Origin of the sequence: Tropicimonas sp., from assembly GCF_047971885.1 — a bacterium.
In the GTDB taxonomy this organism is placed as follows: Bacteria; Pseudomonadota; Alphaproteobacteria; order Rhodobacterales; family Rhodobacteraceae; genus Tropicimonas.
Window position 1 is genome coordinate 1 of sequence record NZ_JBKEAE010000091.1, and the last position, 19,503, is coordinate 19,503.

General features: G+C 65.9%; 17 protein-coding genes and 1 pseudogene. 8 read left to right on the plus strand and 10 right to left on the minus strand.

Annotation, left to right across the window (positions count from 1 at the left end; translation table 11 throughout):
• A partial coding sequence (gene zwf / locus ACK5IR_RS08490; protein WP_416927863.1) for a glucose-6-phosphate dehydrogenase occupies positions 1–1,132 on the minus strand: 1,132 nt, incomplete at its 3' end.
• 172 nt (positions 1,133–1,304) lie between these two features.
• Here zwf and ACK5IR_RS08495 point away from each other — a divergent pair.
• A pseudogene (locus ACK5IR_RS08495) lies at positions 1,305–2,252 on the plus strand (radical SAM protein).
• Positions 2,253–2,353: 101 nt separating this feature from the next.
• Positions 2,354–2,839 (plus strand): transglycosylase SLT domain-containing protein, encoded by a 486-nt coding sequence (locus tag ACK5IR_RS08500; protein WP_416927865.1) that lies wholly within the window; start codon positions 2,354–2,356, stop codon positions 2,837–2,839.
• Positions 2,840–2,989: 150 nt separating this feature from the next.
• Here ACK5IR_RS08500 and ACK5IR_RS08505 read toward each other — a convergent pair whose 3' ends face one another.
• Together ACK5IR_RS08505 and ACK5IR_RS08510 are read right to left on the minus strand one after the other, a co-directional pair.
• On the minus strand, positions 2,990–3,595 hold the full coding sequence (locus ACK5IR_RS08505) for a biotin transporter BioY (protein ID WP_416927867.1): 606 nt from the start codon (positions 3,593–3,595) through the stop codon (positions 2,990–2,992).
• Between the two features lie 71 nt (positions 3,596–3,666).
• A complete protein-coding gene (locus ACK5IR_RS08510) occupies positions 3,667–4,083 on the minus strand; it encodes a DUF6314 family protein (RefSeq protein ID WP_416927870.1) in 417 nt (138 codons plus the stop codon).
• 123 nt (positions 4,084–4,206) lie between these two features.
• Here ACK5IR_RS08510 and purB point away from each other — a divergent pair, with 123 nt between their 5' ends.
• Both purB and ACK5IR_RS08520 read left to right on the plus strand, forming a co-directional pair.
• Positions 4,207–5,514: an adenylosuccinate lyase gene (purB, locus tag ACK5IR_RS08515; protein ID WP_416927872.1), complete on the plus strand. Its 1,308-nt coding sequence runs from the start codon at positions 4,207–4,209 to the stop codon at positions 5,512–5,514.
• Between the two features lie 4 nt (positions 5,515–5,518).
• On the plus strand, positions 5,519–5,710 hold the full coding sequence (locus ACK5IR_RS08520; protein WP_416927874.1) for a hypothetical protein: 192 nt from the start codon (positions 5,519–5,521) through the stop codon (positions 5,708–5,710).
• 122 nt (positions 5,711–5,832) lie between these two features.
• Here ACK5IR_RS08520 and lpdA read toward each other — a convergent pair whose 3' ends face one another.
• The 4 genes from lpdA to ACK5IR_RS08540 form a co-directional block, all read right to left on the minus strand.
• A complete protein-coding gene (gene lpdA, locus ACK5IR_RS08525) occupies positions 5,833–7,227 on the minus strand; it encodes a dihydrolipoyl dehydrogenase (RefSeq protein ID WP_416927876.1) in 1,395 nt (464 codons plus the stop codon).
• Positions 7,228–7,384: 157 nt separating this feature from the next.
• Entirely contained in the window at positions 7,385–7,975 is a 591-nt protein-coding gene (locus ACK5IR_RS08530) for a DUF924 family protein (RefSeq protein ID WP_416927879.1), read from the minus strand.
• Between the two features lie 18 nt (positions 7,976–7,993).
• Positions 7,994–9,298 carry an MFS transporter gene (locus ACK5IR_RS08535; protein ID WP_416927881.1) on the minus strand — a complete coding sequence of 435 codons (1,305 nt, stop codon included), beginning with the start codon at positions 9,296–9,298 and terminating at the stop codon, positions 7,994–7,996.
• Positions 9,299–9,361: 63 nt separating this feature from the next.
• Positions 9,362–10,675, minus strand: a complete 1,314-nt coding sequence (locus ACK5IR_RS08540) for a TAXI family TRAP transporter solute-binding subunit (RefSeq protein WP_416927883.1) — start codon at positions 10,673–10,675, stop codon at positions 9,362–9,364.
• Between the two features lie 305 nt (positions 10,676–10,980).
• Between ACK5IR_RS08540 and ACK5IR_RS08545 the strand changes: the two genes are divergently transcribed.
• Entirely contained in the window at positions 10,981–11,481 is a 501-nt protein-coding gene (locus ACK5IR_RS08545) for a GNAT family N-acetyltransferase (RefSeq protein ID WP_416927885.1), read from the plus strand.
• Between the two features lie 5 nt (positions 11,482–11,486).
• On the opposite strand, the gene queA is transcribed toward ACK5IR_RS08545, so the two are convergent.
• Both queA and ACK5IR_RS08555 read right to left on the minus strand, forming a co-directional pair.
• Positions 11,487–12,533, minus strand: a complete 1,047-nt coding sequence (queA, locus tag ACK5IR_RS08550; protein ID WP_416927887.1) for a tRNA preQ1(34) S-adenosylmethionine ribosyltransferase-isomerase QueA — start codon at positions 12,531–12,533, stop codon at positions 11,487–11,489.
• A gap of 1 nt (position 12,534) precedes the next feature.
• Positions 12,535–15,873 carry an AsmA-like C-terminal region-containing protein gene (locus ACK5IR_RS08555; RefSeq protein WP_416927889.1) on the minus strand — a complete coding sequence of 1,113 codons (3,339 nt, stop codon included), beginning with the start codon at positions 15,871–15,873 and terminating at the stop codon, positions 12,535–12,537.
• Between the two features lie 92 nt (positions 15,874–15,965).
• Between ACK5IR_RS08555 and bcp the strand changes: the two genes are divergently transcribed.
• From bcp to ACK5IR_RS08570, 3 genes are all read left to right on the plus strand, one after another.
• Positions 15,966–16,427, plus strand: a complete 462-nt coding sequence (gene bcp, locus ACK5IR_RS08560) for a thioredoxin-dependent thiol peroxidase (RefSeq protein ID WP_416927891.1) — start codon at positions 15,966–15,968, stop codon at positions 16,425–16,427.
• Between the two features lie 262 nt (positions 16,428–16,689).
• On the plus strand, positions 16,690–18,009 hold the full coding sequence (locus tag ACK5IR_RS08565; protein ID WP_416927893.1) for a DUF5930 domain-containing protein: 1,320 nt from the start codon (positions 16,690–16,692) through the stop codon (positions 18,007–18,009).
• A complete protein-coding gene (locus ACK5IR_RS08570) occupies positions 17,999–18,493 on the plus strand; it encodes a bactofilin family protein (protein WP_416927895.1) in 495 nt (164 codons plus the stop codon). Before ACK5IR_RS08565 ends, ACK5IR_RS08570 begins: the two co-directional genes overlap by 11 nt.
• An 85-nt stretch (positions 18,494–18,578) precedes the next feature.
• Here ACK5IR_RS08570 and ACK5IR_RS08575 read toward each other — a convergent pair whose 3' ends face one another.
• Positions 18,579–19,358, minus strand: coding sequence for a DUF2189 domain-containing protein (locus ACK5IR_RS08575; protein ID WP_416927897.1), 780 nt, complete (start codon positions 19,356–19,358; stop codon positions 18,579–18,581).
• Positions 19,359–19,503: the final 145 nt, after the last annotated feature.

Below are 19,503 nucleotides of genomic sequence, written 5' to 3' on the forward strand. Positions count from 1 at the left end.
TAACGCCAAGCTGCATGCCCTCGTTCGGTTGCAGGCGGATCGACAGGATGTTGGAATGGCGCCCCTTGTGCGCGCCAAAGATCGAATGCGGCGCATCCTTGAACACGATGGCGATTTCCGAGGCCCGCGCCTTGAGCCGCTTGCCGGTACGCAGGTAAAACGGCGTTCCCGCCCACCGCCAGTTCGACACCGCAAGCCGCATGGCGATGAAGCACTCGGTCCGGCTGCGCGGGTCGTGCACGTCGTCCAGATAGCTCGGCCCGTCGCGGCCCGCCGCATACTGGCCGCGCACGATGTCGTCGGGCTCGACCGGATCGAGCGCGCGGATCACCTTGAGCTTCTCGTCGCGCACCGCGTCCGGATCGTAGCGCGCCGGCGGCTCCATCGCGATCAGGCACAGAAGCTGCAGCAGGTGGTTCTGCACCATGTCCCGCATCGCGCCCGACCGGTCGTAATACTCGCCCCGGCCACCCACACCGACGGTTTCGGCAACGGTGATCTGGATATGGTCGATGTACTGGCTGTTCCACAGCGGTTCGAACAGCATGTTCCCGAAACGCACCGCCATCAGGTTCTGGACGGTCTCCTTGCCGAGATAATGGTCGATCCGGTAGATTTGCGTCTCGTCGAAATGAAGCGCCAGGCTGGCGTTCAGCGCTCGCGCCGACCCGAGATCCTTGCCGAAGGGCTTTTCGACGACGATCCGGCTCTGATCGTCGGCGATCCCGAATTCCTTGAGCCGTTCCGCCAGAGGGCCGAACAGCGACGGCGCCACCGAGAAATAAAAGGCGCTGACCAGCCCCTTGCGCATCAGCCCGCGCAGATCGCTCCAGCCATCCCCGCCGGTCGCATCGACACGGACATAGTGAATCAGGCCAAGGAACTGTTCGATCAGTTCCGGGTCCTGTGCATGATCGGGCAGGAATTCCCCCAGCGCCCCGCGTATCGTCTGGCGAAATTCATCGGTGGCCATGTCGCTCCGGGCCGCCGCGATCAGCCGTGCCTCGGGCGGCATCTGGCCGTCCGCCAGCCTGCGATAGAGGCCGGGAAAAATCTTGCGGCGGGCAAGATCGCCGGTACCGCCGAATACGACCAGATCGAACGGGTCGACGGGAATGATGCGTGCAACCATGCGGATGCTCCTGATACGTGCCGCTGATCGGCTTCGGCTGGCCGTTAGCGCAAACAGCGTGGCTGTCCAACCCATCACAAGGCCGTCATGCCAAGGGTGTCGTCTTTTATCCGCACATATCAGGGATTAGCACCTGGCGGAACGCAATCCTGCGCAAAAAGAAGGATGGCCCATGCGCGACAATGTCGAGGCGAACGCCGGAAAATTCGACGATCCCCGGACAACCGCCAGCGGCAAGGCCCGTGCGCGGGTCAGGCTGAGCGATCCGCAGACCCTGTGGTTCAACACCGGGACCCTGTGCAACCTGACCTGCACCAACTGCTATATCGAATCGTCGCCGGTCAACGACGCGCTGGTCTATATCACGGCAGACGAGGTTTCCGGCTTTCTCGACCAGCTCGACCAGCGCGGCTGGAAGGTGGGCGAAATCGGCTTCACCGGCGGCGAGCCGTTCATGAACCCCGGAATGATTGACATGGCGGCGCGCTGTCTGGAACGCGGCTATCGGGTGCTGATCCTGACCAACGCCATGGCGCCGATGATGCGCCCCGGGACCCGCGCCGGGCTGGACCGGCTGCGCGACGGATTTGGCGACAGGATGACGCTGCGCGTCTCGCTCGACCACTGGAGCGCCGCGCAGCACGACGAGACGCGCGGCGCCGGCAGCTTCGCCAGGGCACTTGCCGGGATGGAATAGCTGAGCGACGCCGGCATCCGGACGGCAGTGGCAGGGCGCACCGTCTGGGGCGAAAGCGAAGCGGATGCGCGCGCGGGATATGACAGATTGTTCCGGAACGGCGGGTTCGCCATCGACGCCGGCGATGCGCAGCAGCTGGTGCTGTTCCCCGAAATGGACCTGAGCGTCGAAGTGCCCGAGATCACCACCGACTGCTGGAACATCCTCGGCAAGCGCCCGCAATCGGTCATGTGCGCAAGCTCGCGCATGGTGGTGCGGCGAAAGGGGGCGGTGCGGCCCGTGGTAACCGCCTGCACGCTGCTGCCCCACGATCCGCGCTTCGAGATGGGCGAAACTCTTGAAGCGGCCGAGGCGCCGGTCTGGCTCAACCATCCGCATTGCGCCAAATTCTGCGTCCTCGGCGGGGCAAGCTGCTCGGCCTGACTGGCGGAAATCCGCGCACCCCGCACCGGCAGCACCATTCCCCGCGCGACAAGCCGCATGCCGCCGCGCTAACTGGGCTTCAGATTGCTGGAGCCTCCTCGATGAAGGTCAAACCCCTTGCGCTGGCCGCCCTCTGTGCGCTGACCCTTGCCGCCTGCGAGGGAGGAACGTCGGGCAAATCCGAGGTGGCAAGCCGCCTCGACAACAGCCGCCAGGCCTCGGTCTATCCGAACCAGACGCCGGAACTGAACCGGCTGATCGACCGTTACGCCACGTTCTACGGCGTCCCGCCCGATCTGGTGCATCGCGTGGTGATCCGCGAAAGCCGCTATCAGCCGGGTGCGCGCAACGGTCCCTATTACGGGCTGATGCAGATCCTGCCGCAGACTGCGCGGACGATGGGCCATCGCGGTGCACCGGGCGAATTGCTCGATGCGGAAACCAACCTGAAATACGCGGTCAAATACCTGCGCGGTGCCTGGCTCGTCTCGGACGGTAACCGGGACGAGGCGGTGGGCTGGTACGCCCGCGGGTATTACTACGAGGCGAAACGGCTCGGCCTGCTGGAAGAGACCGGCCTGCGCTGAAGCGCGGCCCGGTCCAATCCGGCCGCGTGCGGCCTTGACCCATGGCCGCCACAAGCGTGTTTGCCGCCCAATCAGAGTATTGACCGAAAAGACGAAGGGCGCCGCTTGTGCGGCGCCCTCGTGAAGTTTCTTTCGTGGCTTTCGCCGCTGTCAGCCGCGCGCCTTGCCGACCAGTTTCCACGCCGCCGGCAGAAACATCGCCGCCAGTGCCAGCTTGATCGCATCGCCGACGACAAAGGGCGTCAGGCCCCATGCCAGGATCGGCTGGTCCCAGCCGTAAAGCTGGCCAAGCCACAGCAGGCCGGGAACATAGAGAATGACATTGCCGATCAGCATCGCCAGCGCCATCTTCGGTGCCGAACGGTCCCAGCCGAAGCGGGCGAACCAGCCAAGCGCGACGGTGGCCAGCACGTAGCCCACCAGATAGCCGCCGGTCGAGCCCATCATGTAGCTGATGCCGTTCAGTTCGGCGGTCGAGCTCTGGAACACGTCGAAGCCGAGCGCACCGACCAGCATGTAGCCGAGGATCGTCACCAGACCGAGCCGCGGACCATAGGCCGCGCCGATGGTCAGCACCGCGAAGGTGCCCATGTTCATGGCGACCGGCGAGCCGGGCACCGGAACCTTGATCTGCGCCATGATCGCCAGCATCGCGATACCCGTCACCACCAGCACCGCCTGCTTGATCCGCAGTGCGGTACCCTCGCTGGGGCCGATCGCCTCGACGAGCGCCTTGTCGAAAGTTGCCTGGGCCATATTCCCCGGTCTCCTCGTTCGTAAGTGATTTCCCGGCGAAGGATTGCCGCAAACCGGGCCGCTCCGCAAGGTCATGCACGGAAATAGCGACTTTCCATCACATATGCCTTGCGCGGGCCGCTGACGGTCCAGCGGCTCGTCCAGCATGGCCAGCGTGTGAAATCATAGGTTACGCAATAGCGGTCGGGGTTGCACCAATGCGTTGCCTCGGCCACCTGCATGGCGGGAATGATGCTGTGGAATGGCCGGCCGTCGTCGAAAAGAACCCGGATTTCTTCCCCGTCCGCTTCCCAGCGATAGCGGCGCGTTGCCTGCATCGGCGGCACACCGGGCAGGTGCAGCACACCGGATTCCGAATAATCGAGACCCCCGTCCCGGGTTGCAAGGCGCGCCGTGCCCGCCAGATGCGCCATCTGCCCGGCGCGGCGGTCGTCGATCGCCCGGTCGAGCCGCCAGAGACCTTCGAAATCCGCAAGTCCGAGTTTCATGCCGCCCGATTACCCCCGCCCGCCGCCGGTCACAAGGCGCGACCGCCCGCCCGGTGCTTGCCGCCGGGGTCCCGCTTGGCTAGAAGCGCGCTGCGCCCGAAACCAGCCGCGAAAGGCCCGCCGATGATCCCCCGCTATTCCCGCCCCGACATGGTTGCCATCTGGTCGCCCGAAACCAGGTTCCGCATCTGGTACGAAATCGAGGCCCATGCCTGCGACGCGCAGGCCGCGCTCGGCGTGATCCCCAAAGCGAATGCCGAGGCCGTGTGGAAGGCCAGAGACGTGGCGTTCGACGTCGCCCGGATCGACGAGATCGAGGCCGTCACCAGACACGATGTCATCGCCTTTCTGACCCATCTGGCCGAGATCGTCGGCAACGAGGAGGCGCGCTTCGTTCATCAGGGCATGACATCCTCGGATGTGCTGGACACCTGCTTCAACGTGCAGCTTGTGCGGGCAGCGGATATCCTGATCGCCGACATGAAGGGGCTGCTTGCCGCCCTGCGGCGCCGCGCCTTCGAGCACAAGGATACCGTGCGCATCGGCCGCTCGCATGGCATTCATGCCGAGCCGACCACCATGGGCCTGACCTTCGCGCGATTTTACGCCGAGATGACGCGCAACCTGACCCGGCTGGAAACCGCGCGGCACGAGGTTGCAACCGGCGCGATCTCGGGTGCGGTCGGCACCTTCGCCAATATCGACCCGGGCGTCGAGGCATATGTCTGCGAGAAGATGGGCCTGCGCCCCGAGCCGATCTCGACCCAGGTCATCCCGCGCGACCGCCATGCGGCGTTCTTTGCCGCGCTCGGTGTGGTGGCCAGTTCGGTCGAGAACATCGCCACCGAGATCCGCCACATGCAGCGCACCGAGGTTCTGGAGGCGGAGGAGTTCTTCTCCAAGGGCCAGAAGGGCAGTTCCGCCATGCCGCACAAGCGCAATCCGGTGCTGACCGAAAACCTGACCGGGCTGGCGCGGCTGGTACGCATGGCGGTGGTGCCGGCGATGGAGAACGTCACGCTCTGGCACGAACGCGACATCTCGCATTCCTCGGTGGAGCGCAAGATCGGCCCCGACACCACGATCACGCTCGATTTCGCGCTGGCCCGGCTGACCGGGGTGATCGACAAGCTGGTGATCTATCCCGACAACATGCTGGCCAACATGAACAAATTCCGCGGGCTGGTGATGAGCCAGCGTGTGCTGCTGGCGCTGACCCAGGCAGGCGTGAGCCGCGAGGATGCCTATCGCCTGGTACAGCGCAACGCGATGAAGGTCTGGGAGGAAGGCAAGGACTTCCAGACCGAGCTTCTGGCCGACCCCGAGGTAACCGCCGCCCTCAGCCCGGCCGAGATCAAGGAGAAATTCGACCTCGGCTACCACACCAGACACGTGGACACGATCTTTGCCCGCGTCTTCGGCGATAACTGACCCGGTGCCGCCGGAACCCCTTGCCCTCTCGCCCCTCTCCGGCACGCTGCTGCTGCTGGTCGCCGTGATCTGCGGCCGCAACTTCCGCCAGAACTGGAAGGCGCAGGGTCCGCGCTGGGTGCTCTGGGCGTGGCTCTACGGTGCGGCGGCAGCGGCCGCCCTGCTGGCGCTGGCCTTCGTTCCGCTCGAATATTGAAGCGTGGCGAATAGCAGATGCCCGGTCAGGCTTGCCGCAGCCCCCGTGGGAATGCCTGACCACATGACCGGAATCATGCCGTCAGGCCATATCAGCGGTATTCGGCGGAATAACCGCCCGATTCAGATGTGAATGGCCCGGCCATAGGCCGAAAGCACGCTTTCGTGCATCATTTCGCTGAGGGTCGGGTGCGGGAAGACTGTTTCGATCAGGTCTTCCTCGGTCGTCTCGAGCTTGCGGGCAACGATATAGCCCTCGATCAGTTCGGTCACCTCGGCGCCGATCATGTGCGCCCCCAGAAGTTCGCCCGTCCTGGCGTCGAACACCGTCTTGATCAGCCCTTCGGGTTCGCCAAGCGCGATCGCCTTACCGTTGCCGATGAAGGGGAAGCGGCCGACCTTGACCTCGAAGCCCGCCTCCTTGGCCGCCGCTTCGGTCATGCCGACGCTGGCGACCTGCGGGTGGCAATAGGTGCAGCCGGCAATCGCGCCCGGCCGGATCGGGTGGCCCTTCCTGCCGGCGGCCAGTTCGGCCACCATCACCCCCTCGTGGCTGGCCTTGGGCGCCAGCCACGGCGGCCCGGCGATATCGCCGATGGCATAGAGCCCGTCAACCCCGGTGCGGCAGAACTCATCGACAACCACATGCGTGCGGTCGATCTTCACACCCAGTTCCTCCAGCCCGAGGTTTTCGACATTGCCGACGATGCCGACTGCCGAGATCACCGTGTCGACCTCGATCTTCTCGATCTTTCCGCCGGTCTCGACATGGGCGACAACCTTGTCGGCGCCGCGATCGAGTTGCTTGACCGTCGATTTTTCCAGGATACGCATACCCTGCTTGGTAAACGCCTTTTTTGCCATGCCCGAGATCTCGGCATCCTCGACCGGCAGCACCCGGTCGAGCACCTCGACCACCGTCGTTTCGACACCCAGCGTATTGAAGAAGCTCGCGAATTCGATGCCGATGGCACCCGAGCCGATGACCAGCAGCTTCTTCGGCATGTGCGGCGGGTTGAGAGCGTGCTTGTAGGACCAGACGCGCTTGCCGTCCGCCTCGAGCCCCGGCAGGTCGCGGGCGCGGGCGCCGGTGGCGACGACGATGTTCTTTGCGGTCAGTTCCTCGGTGCCCTTGTCGGTCGTGACCGAGACCCTGCCCTTGCCGGTCACCCTGCCCTCGCCCCAGATGGTCGTGACCCCGTTCTTCTTGAACAGGAAACCGACACCGTTCGAAAGCTGCTTGGCCACTGCGCGGGAACGGGCGACGATGGCGTCGATGTCATAGCCGATATCGCCGGCCCTGAGGCCGAATTCGGTTGCACGATGCATCAGGTGGAACACTTCGGCCGAACGCAGCAGCGCCTTGGTCGGGATGCAGCCCCAGTTGAGGCAGATACCGCCCAGATGCTCGCGCTCCACGCAGGCGACCTTGAGCCCGAGCTGCGCCGCCCGTATGGCGGCCACATAGCCGCCCGGACCGCCGCCGATCACAACCAAATCGAAACTCTGTGCAGCCATCTCGGGCCCCCTCCGCATTGCAAACTAGTTCAGCACTAAACTATTTTTCGCAACACGCGAAGCCCCTGTTCCTATCAATTGTGACGCCGGGTCAGAAAGGCCGCCATGCCACCGACGCATACCTTCAGCCGCCAAAAGCATGGCTTCCGATGCCCGCTCACATCGCCTCGGCCTCCTGCATGGCGCGAACCACCGCGCCATAGCCGCCCTGGTCGAGAAACACCTGCTCCGACGGCAGGGTCAGGCGGCCAAGCGCGGCGTTGCGAAACGGAAAGCGCCCGAAACGCGCGACGATCTGGCGATGGGCGCGGGCGTGAAGCAGATTCTCGGCGCCGGTTTCGGGCATCCGTTCTGTGATCAGCCGGATGCAGCGGTCCTGATCCGACAGCATTTCGGAATGCTCCAGCGGCAGATAGAAGAACTGCCGCCCGGGCTCGCGCACCGTCAGGTCCCACCGCCGTTCGATGGCATAGCTCGCCGCGGCACGTGCCAGCGGATCGGTGGCGAAGCTGCGCCCGTCGCCACGGAACATGTTGCGCGGAAACTGGTCGGTGACGACAAGAAAGGCCAGAACGGTCGCGGCATCCTCGGCCCAGCCATCGAGATCGCCGGCAAGCGCCGCCTCCCATGTCGGCAGGAAACGTTCGCGGATTTCCGCATCGAGCCGATCCGAGACCTCGTACCACCCTTTCGGTCCAACCTCGTCGATCCAGAACGCCGCCACCTCGGCCGGTGCTGCTGTCGCCATTGCATGTTCTCCTGTCTGTCAATCCCCGGCATCGGGCGCGGTTTCCTGCCGCCCACGGTCGTGCGTTTCCCGCGCCGTGCCGGATTCCACCACGGGGTCGCTGAATACCTCGTGCGCGGCGGCGACCGCAACGGGCGTTGCCGTCGGCAGGACCGGAGCGTAGCTGGCGGTATCCTCGACCGGAACGGCTCCGGAGCGTGTCATCCGCCAGCCCGCATAGGCCGTCAGCGTGGCACAAAGGATGAAGAGATACAGGAAAAAACCCTGCGGGCCGGCCATCTCCATCATCCAGCCGGTGATGAGGGGGCCGGCAATGGCGCCTATTCCGTTGATGAATATCAGCCCGCCCGATGCAGCCGCCATGTCTTCGCTTTTCAGGTGGTCGTTCACGTAGGCAAGCACCAGCGCGTAAAGCGGGTTGGAACTGCCACCGATCAGGAAGGCGGCGATCAGCAATGCCTCGAATCGCTGCGCGAAGACAAACGCACCGACCGAGGCCAGCGCGCCGACCAGCGCCACCACGAGAATCAGCCAGCGGCGGTCCATCCGGTCGGACAGCCAGCCAATCGGATATTGCATCAGCATCCCGCCGAGGTAGATCGTGAAGACGAAGGCGGAAATCTGCGCCACGCCAAGCCCGGCCTCGGTGCCGAAAACCGATGCCATGCCAAAGGTGGCCGAATAGACCCCGCCCAGCAGGAACGTGCCGACGCAGCCCAGCGGCGAGGTCCGCCAGAGCCGCCGCAGGCTCATCAGCTTGGTCGCCTCGAAGGCCGGGGTCGGCGAAACGGCAAGCAGGATCGGCGCGAACGAGACCGATACCAGCACCGAGGGGATCACGAACAGCAGGTAGCCCGCCGGATCGCCCAGCAGCAACAGCCCCTGCGCCGCCATGATTCCCGCCATCTGCACGATCATGTAGAGCGAAAGCGCCTGCCCCCGCCGTTCGTTGGTCACCGCGTTGTTCAGCCAGCTTTCGGTGGTGACATAGACCCCAGACAGGCAGAACCCCATCAGCACCCGGCCGATCGACCAGGCCACCGGGTTGGGAAAGGTCGGATAGAGGATCAGGATCGCCGATACCAGCGAGCCGAGCGCGGCGAATACCCTGATATGCCCGACGCGGCGGATCATTTCGGGCGCGAGTCTGGAACCGCCGAGAAACCCCAGGAAATAGGCCGACATGACGACCGACATCTGATAGGTGGTAAAGCTCTCGATCCCGCCGCGGATGCCCAGCAGCGTACCCTGCACGCCGTTGCCGACCATCAGCAGCAGCAGTCCGAACATCAGCGCCCAGGTGGCGGAAATCACTTGCAGCATGTCGCGCCATTTTGCGGAGTCAAAAATCCGGCCTAGCCGGAGCCATGCAGGTTCATCGCGCCCTCAAGCGACATCGCCGTGTCGTTTGGGCGCGGTTTCACCATTTTCCTGCCCGCCGGGCGCAGCCAGACGCCCGGCGATATGGCGGCGCACGAGATCGACATGCAGGCGCGCGTTATAGGCGCTTTCGCGAAACGGCGGCGGAAGCTTCATCGTCGCCAGTTCGGTGTCGATGGCGACCAACCGGTTGTCCAGATCCCGCAACTCGGCCTGACCGGCTGCATCGGGAACCTGCAATCCGATCCCACCGATGGCGTTGTAGTGGCGCCAGACGCGGCGGCGCATGCTCCAGCGATAGGCCACGGGCAGCGAGCGGATCAGCGGCACCAGAAGGAAAAGCACCGGCACCATGACCAGCAGCACCCGGCGTATCTGCGCCGCGATCCAGTAGGGCAGCCAGCCGTGAAAGGCGCCCTGCCCTTCCAGCACCAGCCGGGTCGTGGATTGGTCGATCGGCATGTCGACCCCGACGACGCTGGGAAACTGGCCCTCGACCGACAGGATGCCGCGGCCGCCGTGGATCTGGCGCGCGGCGACCACCAGACGGTCGGCGAGCGCCGGGTGAAGGTGGTCGACCGCCGCGAGCCGGGCGCGAAGCGACAGCAGCCGCACCGGTTCCGGCGGCACCGGCGGCGACGAGAGCCTCACCGCGCCCGACGGCACGGTGACGACCCGGCTGAACGGCAGCCTGAGCGACAGCCCGTCGATATTGTCGAGTTGCAGCAGGTCGAATTCCTGCGCATCGATCAGCGGACGCAGGTACTCCGATTCGACCGGAGCAACGAAAAGCGCCACGTCGACCGCGCCGTCGGCCACGGCCTGCGCGGCTTCCGCACCGTCCAGCCCGACCAGCGGATTGGCGCCCGGGGCAACCGCCGCAGCCGCAAACAACTGCTCGGCCGCGGCCCGCGTTCCCGAACCGGGGCTGCCGGCGGCCACCCGCACCCCCTGCCAGTCGGCGACATTCACCGGCACCGCACCGTCGTGCCGCACGAAGGCCAGCACCGGCTCGACAAACACGACGCCGAGCGCCTTGACACCCCCCGGCGCGGCGATCCCGCCCTGCACCAGCCCGACCTCGGCCAGCCCTCCGGCCAGCAGCCGGACGTTCTCGACCGATCCGGCGGTCTCGACAATCTCGACCTCAATTCCGTCACGGGCAAGGATATCGCGGTATTGCGATGCGATATTCCAGTAACCGCCGCCCTGCCGCCCGGCGGCAAAGCGCAGGTCGCGCGGCGGCGGCAGGTCGCGCAACAGGTAGATGACCGCAGCGGCCAGCAGCAGGATCGAGATGAAGATGGTGCCGAACCGCATGGGACCTCCGGTGAAAATGCACCCGGACCGGACCGGGGCGGCAATGCGGAAAGCTTGCCACAGGGCACCGGCCCGGCTCAAGCGCATCGGCCGGACGGCCCGGACGGCGCCCGGATGGCGAACAACGGGGATTGACCGGCGCCCCCGGTTGCGCCAAGCATCGCCCATGATCTGCCAGGCCGCCATATCGTCGTTTTACTGGGTTCGCACCTGACAGGCGCGGCCGACGGATTGATCCATCATCACGGCCGCCACGGGCGGCCCTTTTGTTATCGGTTCTCCCGCGGTGGCGAAAAGGAGACCCAATGCCGAGCCGGAACATTGCCAGCGGCACCCGCATCCGCAGGGCCGTACGCGCCGACAGCGAATTCCTGTTGCGGATGATCGCCGCGCTGGCGGCGCATCACGGTGACAGATCGTGCGCCTCGCGCGCCATACTCGAACGTGACATCTTCGGCGCCGATGCCTGCGCGCAGGTCCTGCTGGCCGAGCGTGCCGGCATGCCGGTGGGTTATGCGCTTTTCAGTATCCGGCCGCGCCTGCAACAGGGGCTGCGGCTGCTCGACATTCATCATCTCTATGTCGATCCCGATCATCGCGGGATCGGGGTTGGCCGGCACCTGATCGCCGCCATTGTCGAGCAGGCACGCCGCCAGTACTGCGGCCGCGTCGTTGTCGGCACCCTGCCCGACAACCTGGCGGCGCAGAAAATCTATCGCGGCATCGGGTTCAGCGAAATGCCACCGGGCGGCCCCCGCTTCCTGCTCGATCTGCCGGGCGGCAACCTGCCCGATGGCTGGATCTGACCTGCTCAGGGCAGCAGAAGCGAGGCGTCGCCGTAGGAAAAGAAGCGGTAGCGTTCGGCAATCGCGTGGGCATAGAGCGCCATCACGCGCTCCCGGCCCATCAGCGCCGAGACCAGCATCATCAGGGTCGATTTCGGCAGGTGGAAATTGGTCATCAGCCCGTCGGTGGCGCAGAACGCGTAACCCGGTGTGATGAAGATATCGGTCTCGCCGTGCCATGGTGCCACACCGTCCGGCCCTGCGGCGCTTTCGATCAGCCGGCAGGCGGTTGTCCCAACAGCAATCACCCGCCCGCCCGCGCCCCGGGTGGCATTGATCTGTGCCGCCGCTTCGCCCGAAACCTCGCCCCATTCGGCATGCATCCTGTGCAGGCTCACATCGTCAACCTTGACCGGCAGGAACGTTCCGGCACCGACATGCAGCGTGACCTCGGTCAGACCGACGCCCATCGCCGCGATCTCGGCCAGCAGTTCGCTGTCGAAATGCAGGCTGGCGGTCGGGGCGGCGACGGCGCCGGAATGGCGGGCAAAGACGGTCTGGTAATCGGTCCGGTCCCGCGTATCGGCGGCGCGACGGGCGGCGATATAGGGCGGCAGCGGCATGGCGCCGGCGGCGTCCAGCGCGGCATCGAATGCGTCGCCGGAAAGCGAAAAATCGAGGTGAAGCTGCCCATCGGCCCGGCCGAGGACACGGGCGGAAAAGCCGGGGGCAAAGCCGATTTCCTCGCCGTCGCGCACTTTTCTGGCGGGTTTGGCCAAAACCGCCCAGCTTCCGTCGCCACGCGGGGCAAGCAGCGTTACCTCGATCCGCGCCCGGGTCTCGCCCTCGGCGTTCAAACGGTGGCGAATGCCGGTCAGCCGCGCCGGAATGACCCTGGTGTTGTTCAGCACCAGCCTGTCGCCGGGGCGCAGGAAACGCGGCAGATCGAAGACATGCGCGTCAAGCGTCCGCCCGGCCTCGGCCACCAGCAGCCGGGCCGAACGGCGCGGTCTGGCCGGCCGGGTGGCGATCAGTTCCTCCGGCAGATCGAAGTCGAAATCCGACAGCCTCACCTCAGCCGCCTCCGCGCAGGCGCGTGGGAGAGGCGCGGAACAGGTCGCGGAACATGCCCGGTGTCAGCGCCGAAAGCGGATTGACCTCGACCGAAGGGGATTTCGACGGGCCGTGCATCCGGTAGTTCACGCCGAACAGCCCCTCGCCCCGGCGGGTGAAGATCGCACCGATGGAATTGACCACATAAAGGGGTGAAAATACCCCCTGCATGTCCAGCCGGTCGCGCGCCATGTCGTAGACCCCCTGCATGGTGATGCCGAGCGACGGCCCGACACCGGAGGCGTCTGTGACCTGCACGAAGGTCGGGGTCAAGCGGAAGGCGGCCTCGACATCGTCAAAGAATATGCCGCTGCCATTGAGTTCGTCGATCAGCCCGACAACGCTGATCGCATTGGCCAGCGCTGCAAGCGTCGAGGCACTTTTCACCCGGACGCGCGCGACCTTCAGCCTGCCGTCGTATTCGCCTTTGCCCTGCTGCGGGGTCAGCACCAGATCCATCGTGCCGCCGTTGGCCTGACCGAACAGGCCCGCCGCCTTGAACACCTCGCCCGCCCGATCCGAGCGCAGCCGCACCGTGCTGCCGTAGCGCCCGGGTGTCAGGGTTCCGCTGACCGGTGCCCGCCCGTTGACCTGCCCGCTGAAATCGCCCGAAAGCCCGCCGCCGGTATCGAGATCGGCACGGACACCGGCAAGCTCCAGCGACTTCGAGATCACCAGCCGGTCGAGCGCGGCCGAGATCGGCACCCCCGCCGCGCCGCCTCCGCTACCGCTGCCTCCGCCGAACGATGCCTTGCGGATATCGACGCTGCCGCCATCGACACGAACGGCGGGGGGGGTGCCCGCACCGCGCCCCGTCAGCGTAACCGGGCCGTCGAACCAGCCGCCCAGCCGGACACGGGAAAAGACGGCCCGATCCAGCCCGCCCGAGGCGGCAACGCTGACCGCCCCCTGCAACGAAAGCCCCGGCGCGTCGAGCAGCAGCCGGTCGACGACGGGTGTCTTGCCCAGCCGCCCCGCCACTTCCAGCCTGCCCTGCGCCCCCGCCGCCAGCGACCAGCCCAGCCCCGGCACGGCAAGACCTACCCCGCGCAAATCCGAATCGAGCGCAAATTCCGGCGCCGTGCCATCCGGCAGAGCGATGGCAAACCGCCCCGGCCCGGCACCGGTGACCATGCCCGGGGGCAGGCCGATACCCAGATTGCCGACGAACCGCCCGCCGATCTCGACCGTACCCTCGACATGGGCGGGGGGCGCATCGGCGCCAAGCGGCAGCGTGAAACGCGCCTCGAGCGGCACATCCTCGAGCCGCGCCGCCCCCGCGATCGTCAGCCCGTCGGACCGCGCCTCCAGCGACAGGGTCTCTGCGTCGATCCGCCGCCCGGGCACCGCCTTGTCGGAGGTCACCGCGTCGAGCCGGCCGGCAACAGAGAAATCCACGTCCCTGCCGCGAATGCCGGCCCGGATCGGAAAGGCGATCCGCCCGTCAAGCTGTGCACTTCCCTCGGCAAGATCGACCGGCTGGCCGGCATTGCCCAGAAAACCGAACGGCGGCTGGTCGAGCAGCGACAGCGCCGCCGTGACCGGCGAGCGCGAGCGCCAGAAAAGCTCGGCGATACGCGGTTTTTGCGACATGTCGGCGATGCGGAAATCCGATCCCGAAATGTCGATAATCCCGCCGTCGGGCGGACGAATCCGCCCCGCATCGAGCGAAAGCGAGAAAAGCTGCCGCCCGGTGCTGGCAAAACCCGCCCCGTCGGTGATCGGCGGCAATGAGGCCAGCGGCTGCACGCGCGCGTCAGAAAACTCGAAGGTCATGGCGATGTCGGGCCGCTTGCCCTGATCGAAGCGCAACGCCGCCGCGACATTGGTCAGATCGCCGCCCCGAAGGTGCCCATCGATCCATTTCCGGGTGCCGGGTGCCACCGCAAAGGGCCAGTGCGCCATCAGGCGCCGGCCCTCCATCCGGTCGAGCCCGATGTCGAGCGCGACGTGCCATCCACTGTCGTCGGCGGTGATCCGACCGCCTGCGTTCATCGTCGCGCGCCCGCCGTCCCCGGCCTCCGCGCTCAGCGAAAGCTGGCCGATACGGGCGACGAACGGATCGAGCGAGGCCCTGAATTCCACCGCACCGCCGTCGAACACCGTCGGTTCGGGCAGTAACTCCGGCTGGTCGAGGCGCACCTCGTCAAGCTGGAACTGACCGGTCAGCGCCTCCGGCCAGCCGCTTTCCAGCCCCTCCAGAAAGGCCTGCCCCGATGCGGAGAGATTGACCTGCGGTGCCGATACCGAAAGCTCGGAAAAGTCTATCCGCCCGCGCGCCGCGCGATAGGAAAAATAGGCCCGTGCGCCATCGAACAGGACCGGCTCGGCGCTGCGCGCGGGCTGAAAGCGGCCCGGTCCGATGCCCAGTGTCCCGTCGAGATCGCCCATCGCCCCGTCGGGTGTCGTGCCGGCGATCAGCGCCCCCGAGACACGCGCATCGAGCGGGGCGAGCCAGCTCAGCGCCGGGGCCTGCGCGGCGATGTCGGCCGCCGGCACGCCGTCAACCTGCGCCGACAGTTCCGCCTTTTGGCTGCCCTTGTCCAGCGACAGGCGCAGCGCAACGCGCGCCGGCTCCTCGGCCGGTTGCGCCCCTGCATCGGGAAGCGTCGCATCGACCGAGATTGCAAGCGAGGCCGCATCGTTGTCGAGCGCCAGCCTTCCGTTCTCGACCAGCCAGACCCGCCCGGCGCGCAGATCGTCGTATTCCAGCGCAAGCGCCGCTATCTCGATCCGTTCGACCGGCGCCAGCCGGGGCAGTTCGAACACCTGCTGAAGCGCCGCGATGGCCTTGTCCAGCGACCCGAGGGACGCCCGCCCGCCCCCGGCGGCGCCCAGCCCGAAATCGAAGCCGCCGTGCTCGTCGCGCACCAGCCGCACCGACGCGCCGTCTATCGACAGCGCGCGCGGCTGCACCTGCCGCCGGAAAAGCCCCGCCCAGTCGAGCGCAATGCCAACCCGGGGAATGGCGACGATCTCGGCGCCGGCGGGGGTGAAAAGTCGCGCGTTCCACAGCGTCACTTCGGGAAACTCGCCGGGATCGAATCTGACGGTGACATCGGCAATGCGCAGCGTACCGCCACCGAGCCCGCGCGACAGCGCGGTGCCGGCCCGTTCCGCCACCCCGTCCGGCAGGGGCAGGTCGCGCCCTTTGAGCGCATATCCGGCAAAGAAAAGCGCAACGGACAGAACCACCGCCAGATCGAACACCACGATCAGCGCGCGAACCGACCTGCGGCGGCGTTTGCCCGCGCGCGCCAGCGGCGCCTTGGCTTTCTGGCTGTCCTGTTGTTCGCTCACGCCCGCCTCGGCCGAATACACACCATCCCTTTATCTTCGCGCGCCGGACACTACAAAGGAAGTTCCGGAAACCCTACCGCGAGGATGATACCATGATCGAGCCCGGCGGCACCGCCCCCGATTTCACCCTGCCCCGCGACGGCGGCGGGGAGGTTACGCTGTCGACGCTGCGCCCGCAGGCTGTGGTGTTGTACTTCTATCCGCGCGACGACACGCCGGGCTGCACCATCGAGGCGATCGCCTTCACCGAACAGCTATCCGATTTCGAAGCCGCCGGTACCCGGGTGCTGGGCATCTCGAAGGACAGCGTTCAGAAACACAACCGTTTCCGCGACAAGCACGGTCTGGCGGTAACGCTGCTGTCGGACGAGCAAGGCGATGTCTGCGAGCGCTACGGAGTGTTCAGGGAAAAGAGCATGTACGGCAAGACCCACATGGGCATCGAACGGACGACATTTCTGATCGACGGCGCCGGGGTCGTCCGGCGGGTCTGGAACAAGGTGAAGGTCGAGGGGCATGCAACAGAAGTTCTGGAGGCGGCACGCGCCCTGTGAGCCTGCCCGGGACGGCACCGTCATGCCATCCGGCGCGCGGCGGCACCGTACCCTTAACAATGTCTTAACAATCTTGACCCGGAAACGGTCAAAACCGGCGGATTTCCGCCGGTTATCTGCCGGTCGTCGCCACTTCCCGCCGATGAAATCCCGATAGTGTTGCGCGCTTGCAGCCATCTGCCTAAAGCCTTTGCCCAAGGGCAGCAGCGTCAGGGATGGGTGCGTCGCCCGTAGTGAGGAAGCCACAGGGACGGTACGGGTCTTGCGCACGCGCATCATCGACAGATTTCACACGCTCTTCGAACGATGGTTTTCAGAGCGGAGGTTGTTCCTGCGCTCCGACAGGGAAACCCGCTTCATCCGGCTTCGTCCGGGCACGCAGGCGCTGCTGTTGTTAGGCTCCGCACTGACGATCGGCTGGACCATCGTCGCCTCGTCGATCCTGATGATGGGCGCCATCGGCTCCGGCAACTACCGCGAGCAGACGCAGCGCGACCAGGCGATGTTTGAGGAACGGCTCAATACACTGTCCGAGGCGCGCGACACCGCCGAGGCCGAGGCGCTGGCGGCCTACAGGCGCTTCAACGCCGCGCTGGCGCAGGTATCGCAGATGCAATCGAAGCTGCTCGATTCCGAGGAGCATCGCCGCGAACTGGAAACCGGCATCGGCGTCATCCAGGCGACGCTGCGCCGCACGATGAACGAGCGCGACAGCGCCCGGGCGGAAACCGCCGCAATGGTCGCCAGATTCGAAAACGGCCCGGACGCGGCGAGCGACGGAACTTCGCTGGCCCGGGTGGACGAGACCCTCGCCTTCCTGAACTCCGCGCTGGAAACCACCGCCGCCGAGCGCGACGAGATGAAGGTCGAGACCGACCGGGCGCTCGAGGAGGCAGAGGCCGCAATTTTCGAGCGCGACCTGATCCTCGACCGCAACGACAAGATCTTCACCCAACTCGAAGAGGCGCTGACCGTCTCGGTCGAACCGCTCGAAAAGATGTTCTCCGCCGCCGGACTGCCGCCGTCGCGGTTGCTCGACGCGGTGCGGCGCGGATATTCCGGACAGGGCGGCCCGCTGACGCCGGTCACCTTCTCGACCAAGGGGGCCGAGCCCTCGGCCGACGAAGTTCGCGCCAACACGATCCTGCGCGGTCTCGACGAGATGAACATGTACCGCATCGCGGCGGAAAAGACCCCGTTCGCGATTCCGGTGAAAAGCGCCTATCGCTTCACCAGCGGCTTCGGGCCGCGCTGGGGCAGGATGCACAATGGCATCGACATGGCCGCTTCGACCGGAACGCCGATCTACTCGACCGCCGACGGTGTGGTTGTCGAGGCAGGCTGGCATTCGGGCTTCGGACGCATGGTGAAGATACGCCACGAGTTCGGGATCGAAACGATCTATGGCCATCTGTCGCGACTGAACGTGAAGGACGGCCAAAAGATCTCGAAAGGCGACCGGATCGGTGATATGGGAAACACCGGAAGGTCGACCGGTACCCATCTGCACTATGAAGTTCGGGTGGACGGATCGCCCGTGAACCCCATGAACTTTATCAAGGCTGCCAAGAATGTTCTCTAAGAGTCGAATCAACGAACCCGGTCCTGCCAAGGACGGCGACGCCAGCAAAAGCCCCGACGCGATGAAATCGCCCGGTGGGCTGCCGCCGATGGACAGCAAGCCGGCGACCGCAAAGGCGAAGCCGCCGGCATCGATCCTGTCGTCGGATCTCGTTGTGACCGGCAATATCAAGACCACCGGCGATATCCAGATCGAGGGCACCGTCGAGGGCGATATCCGCGCCCACCTGCTGACGATCGGTGAAAACGCAACGATCCGTGGCGAGTGCATGGCGGACGATGTGGTGGTCAACGGCCGAATCGTCGGCCGGGTGCGCGGGCTCAAGGTCCGCCTGACCTCGACCGCCAAGGTCGAGGGCGACATCATCCACAAGACCATCGCCATCGAGAGCGGCGCGCATTTCGAGGGCTCGGTGCAGCGCCAGGACGACCCGCTGAGCGGGACCGGCCCGGCCCGCAAATCGCCGCCGGCCGCCGAAAGCTGATTGCCGGCCCCGAAGCCGAGGAAGACACAGGCGGAGCAACGGGCTCCGCCTTTTTTCGTCCGTCCGGCGCTTCGAACCGAGCACCCTACTCGGGCGCTATCAGCGCCCGGCGGTACAGGTGCCAGGTGGCATGCCCAAGCACCGGCAACACGACCAACAGCCCGAGATAAAGCGGGATCATCGCCAGAACCACCGAAACGGCGATGAACAGTGCCCAGAGCGTCATGACACCCAGGTTCTCGCGCACCGCCTGAAAGCTGAGCAGCATCGCGGTCATGAAGTCGATTTCCTTGTCGACCATCAACGGCAACGAGAAAACCGTCAGGGCAAACAGGACGAAGCCGAGAATCGCGCCAACGATCAGTTCCACGGCAATCATCGCCAGCCCGTTCGGCGTCAGGAAGACCTCGAGCGAGGAGCTGATGTTCGTCATCACCGAAAGGCCCATGAACAGGGCAAAGATCATATGGGCAAGGAACGAATAGAACAGGAAATAGATGACGATGATCGCGCCCGCCCAGGGGATCTGCCGGTCTTTCTCGCGCCAGACCACGCCCAGAATCTGCCGCAGATCGAGCGGCTCCCCCTCCTCGATACGCCGGCTGGTCTCGTACAGCCCCACCGCCGCGAACGGCCCGACCAACGGAAAGCCAAGCGCGAGGATGATCGTCTGGGCGGCAAATCCTCCCGAGATGAAGGTCAGAAACCAGCCGCCCAGCACATAGACCGAGGCGAAAAGCAGGCCGATTCCGGGTGCGCGGCGAAAATCGCTCCACCCGGTCGACAGGGCATGGGCCAGATCGCTTCGGTCAAGTATGGCGATATCCGGCCGCGCCGACGCCTCCATCGTCGTACTGTCCTGCATTGCGGTCTCCCCTCGCTTTGTCGCCAAGATCGGGTGACAGAATGCCGCACCCGGTCGGGAATGCACGCATTTTCCGACCGGCCGCAGCGATTTTATGCCGGATCGCACCGCAGGGTGCCCCGGATGAGGAAGAATCGACCGCGCT

What these genes read in the sequence shown, in the direction of transcription:
- ACK5IR_RS08500 (WP_416927865.1), top strand. Translation starts at nt 2,354, where the DNA reads ATGAAGGTCAAACCCCTTGCGCTGGCCGCCCTCTGTGCGCTGACCCTT.
- ACK5IR_RS08505 (WP_416927867.1), bottom strand. Translation starts at nt 3,595, where the DNA reads ATGGCCCAGGCAACTTTCGACAAGGCGCTCGTCGAGGCGATCGGCCCC.
- ACK5IR_RS08510 (WP_416927870.1), bottom strand. Translation starts at nt 4,083, where the DNA reads ATGAAACTCGGACTTGCGGATTTCGAAGGTCTCTGGCGGCTCGACCGG.
- purB (WP_416927872.1), top strand. Translation starts at nt 4,207, where the DNA reads ATGATCCCCCGCTATTCCCGCCCCGACATGGTTGCCATCTGGTCGCCC.
- lpdA (WP_416927876.1), bottom strand. Translation starts at nt 7,227, where the DNA reads ATGGCTGCACAGAGTTTCGATTTGGTTGTGATCGGCGGCGGTCCGGGC.
- ACK5IR_RS08530 (WP_416927879.1), bottom strand. Translation starts at nt 7,975, where the DNA reads ATGGCGACAGCAGCACCGGCCGAGGTGGCGGCGTTCTGGATCGACGAG.
- ACK5IR_RS08535 (WP_416927881.1), bottom strand. Translation starts at nt 9,298, where the DNA reads ATGCTGCAAGTGATTTCCGCCACCTGGGCGCTGATGTTCGGACTGCTG.
- ACK5IR_RS08540 (WP_416927883.1), bottom strand. Translation starts at nt 10,675, where the DNA reads ATGCGGTTCGGCACCATCTTCATCTCGATCCTGCTGCTGGCCGCTGCG.
- ACK5IR_RS08545 (WP_416927885.1), top strand. Translation starts at nt 10,981, where the DNA reads ATGCCGAGCCGGAACATTGCCAGCGGCACCCGCATCCGCAGGGCCGTA.
- bcp (WP_416927891.1), top strand. Translation starts at nt 15,966, where the DNA reads ATGATCGAGCCCGGCGGCACCGCCCCCGATTTCACCCTGCCCCGCGAC.
- ACK5IR_RS08570 (WP_416927895.1), top strand. Translation starts at nt 17,999, where the DNA reads ATGTTCTCTAAGAGTCGAATCAACGAACCCGGTCCTGCCAAGGACGGC.
- ACK5IR_RS08575 (WP_416927897.1), bottom strand. Translation starts at nt 19,358, where the DNA reads ATGCAGGACAGTACGACGATGGAGGCGTCGGCGCGGCCGGATATCGCC.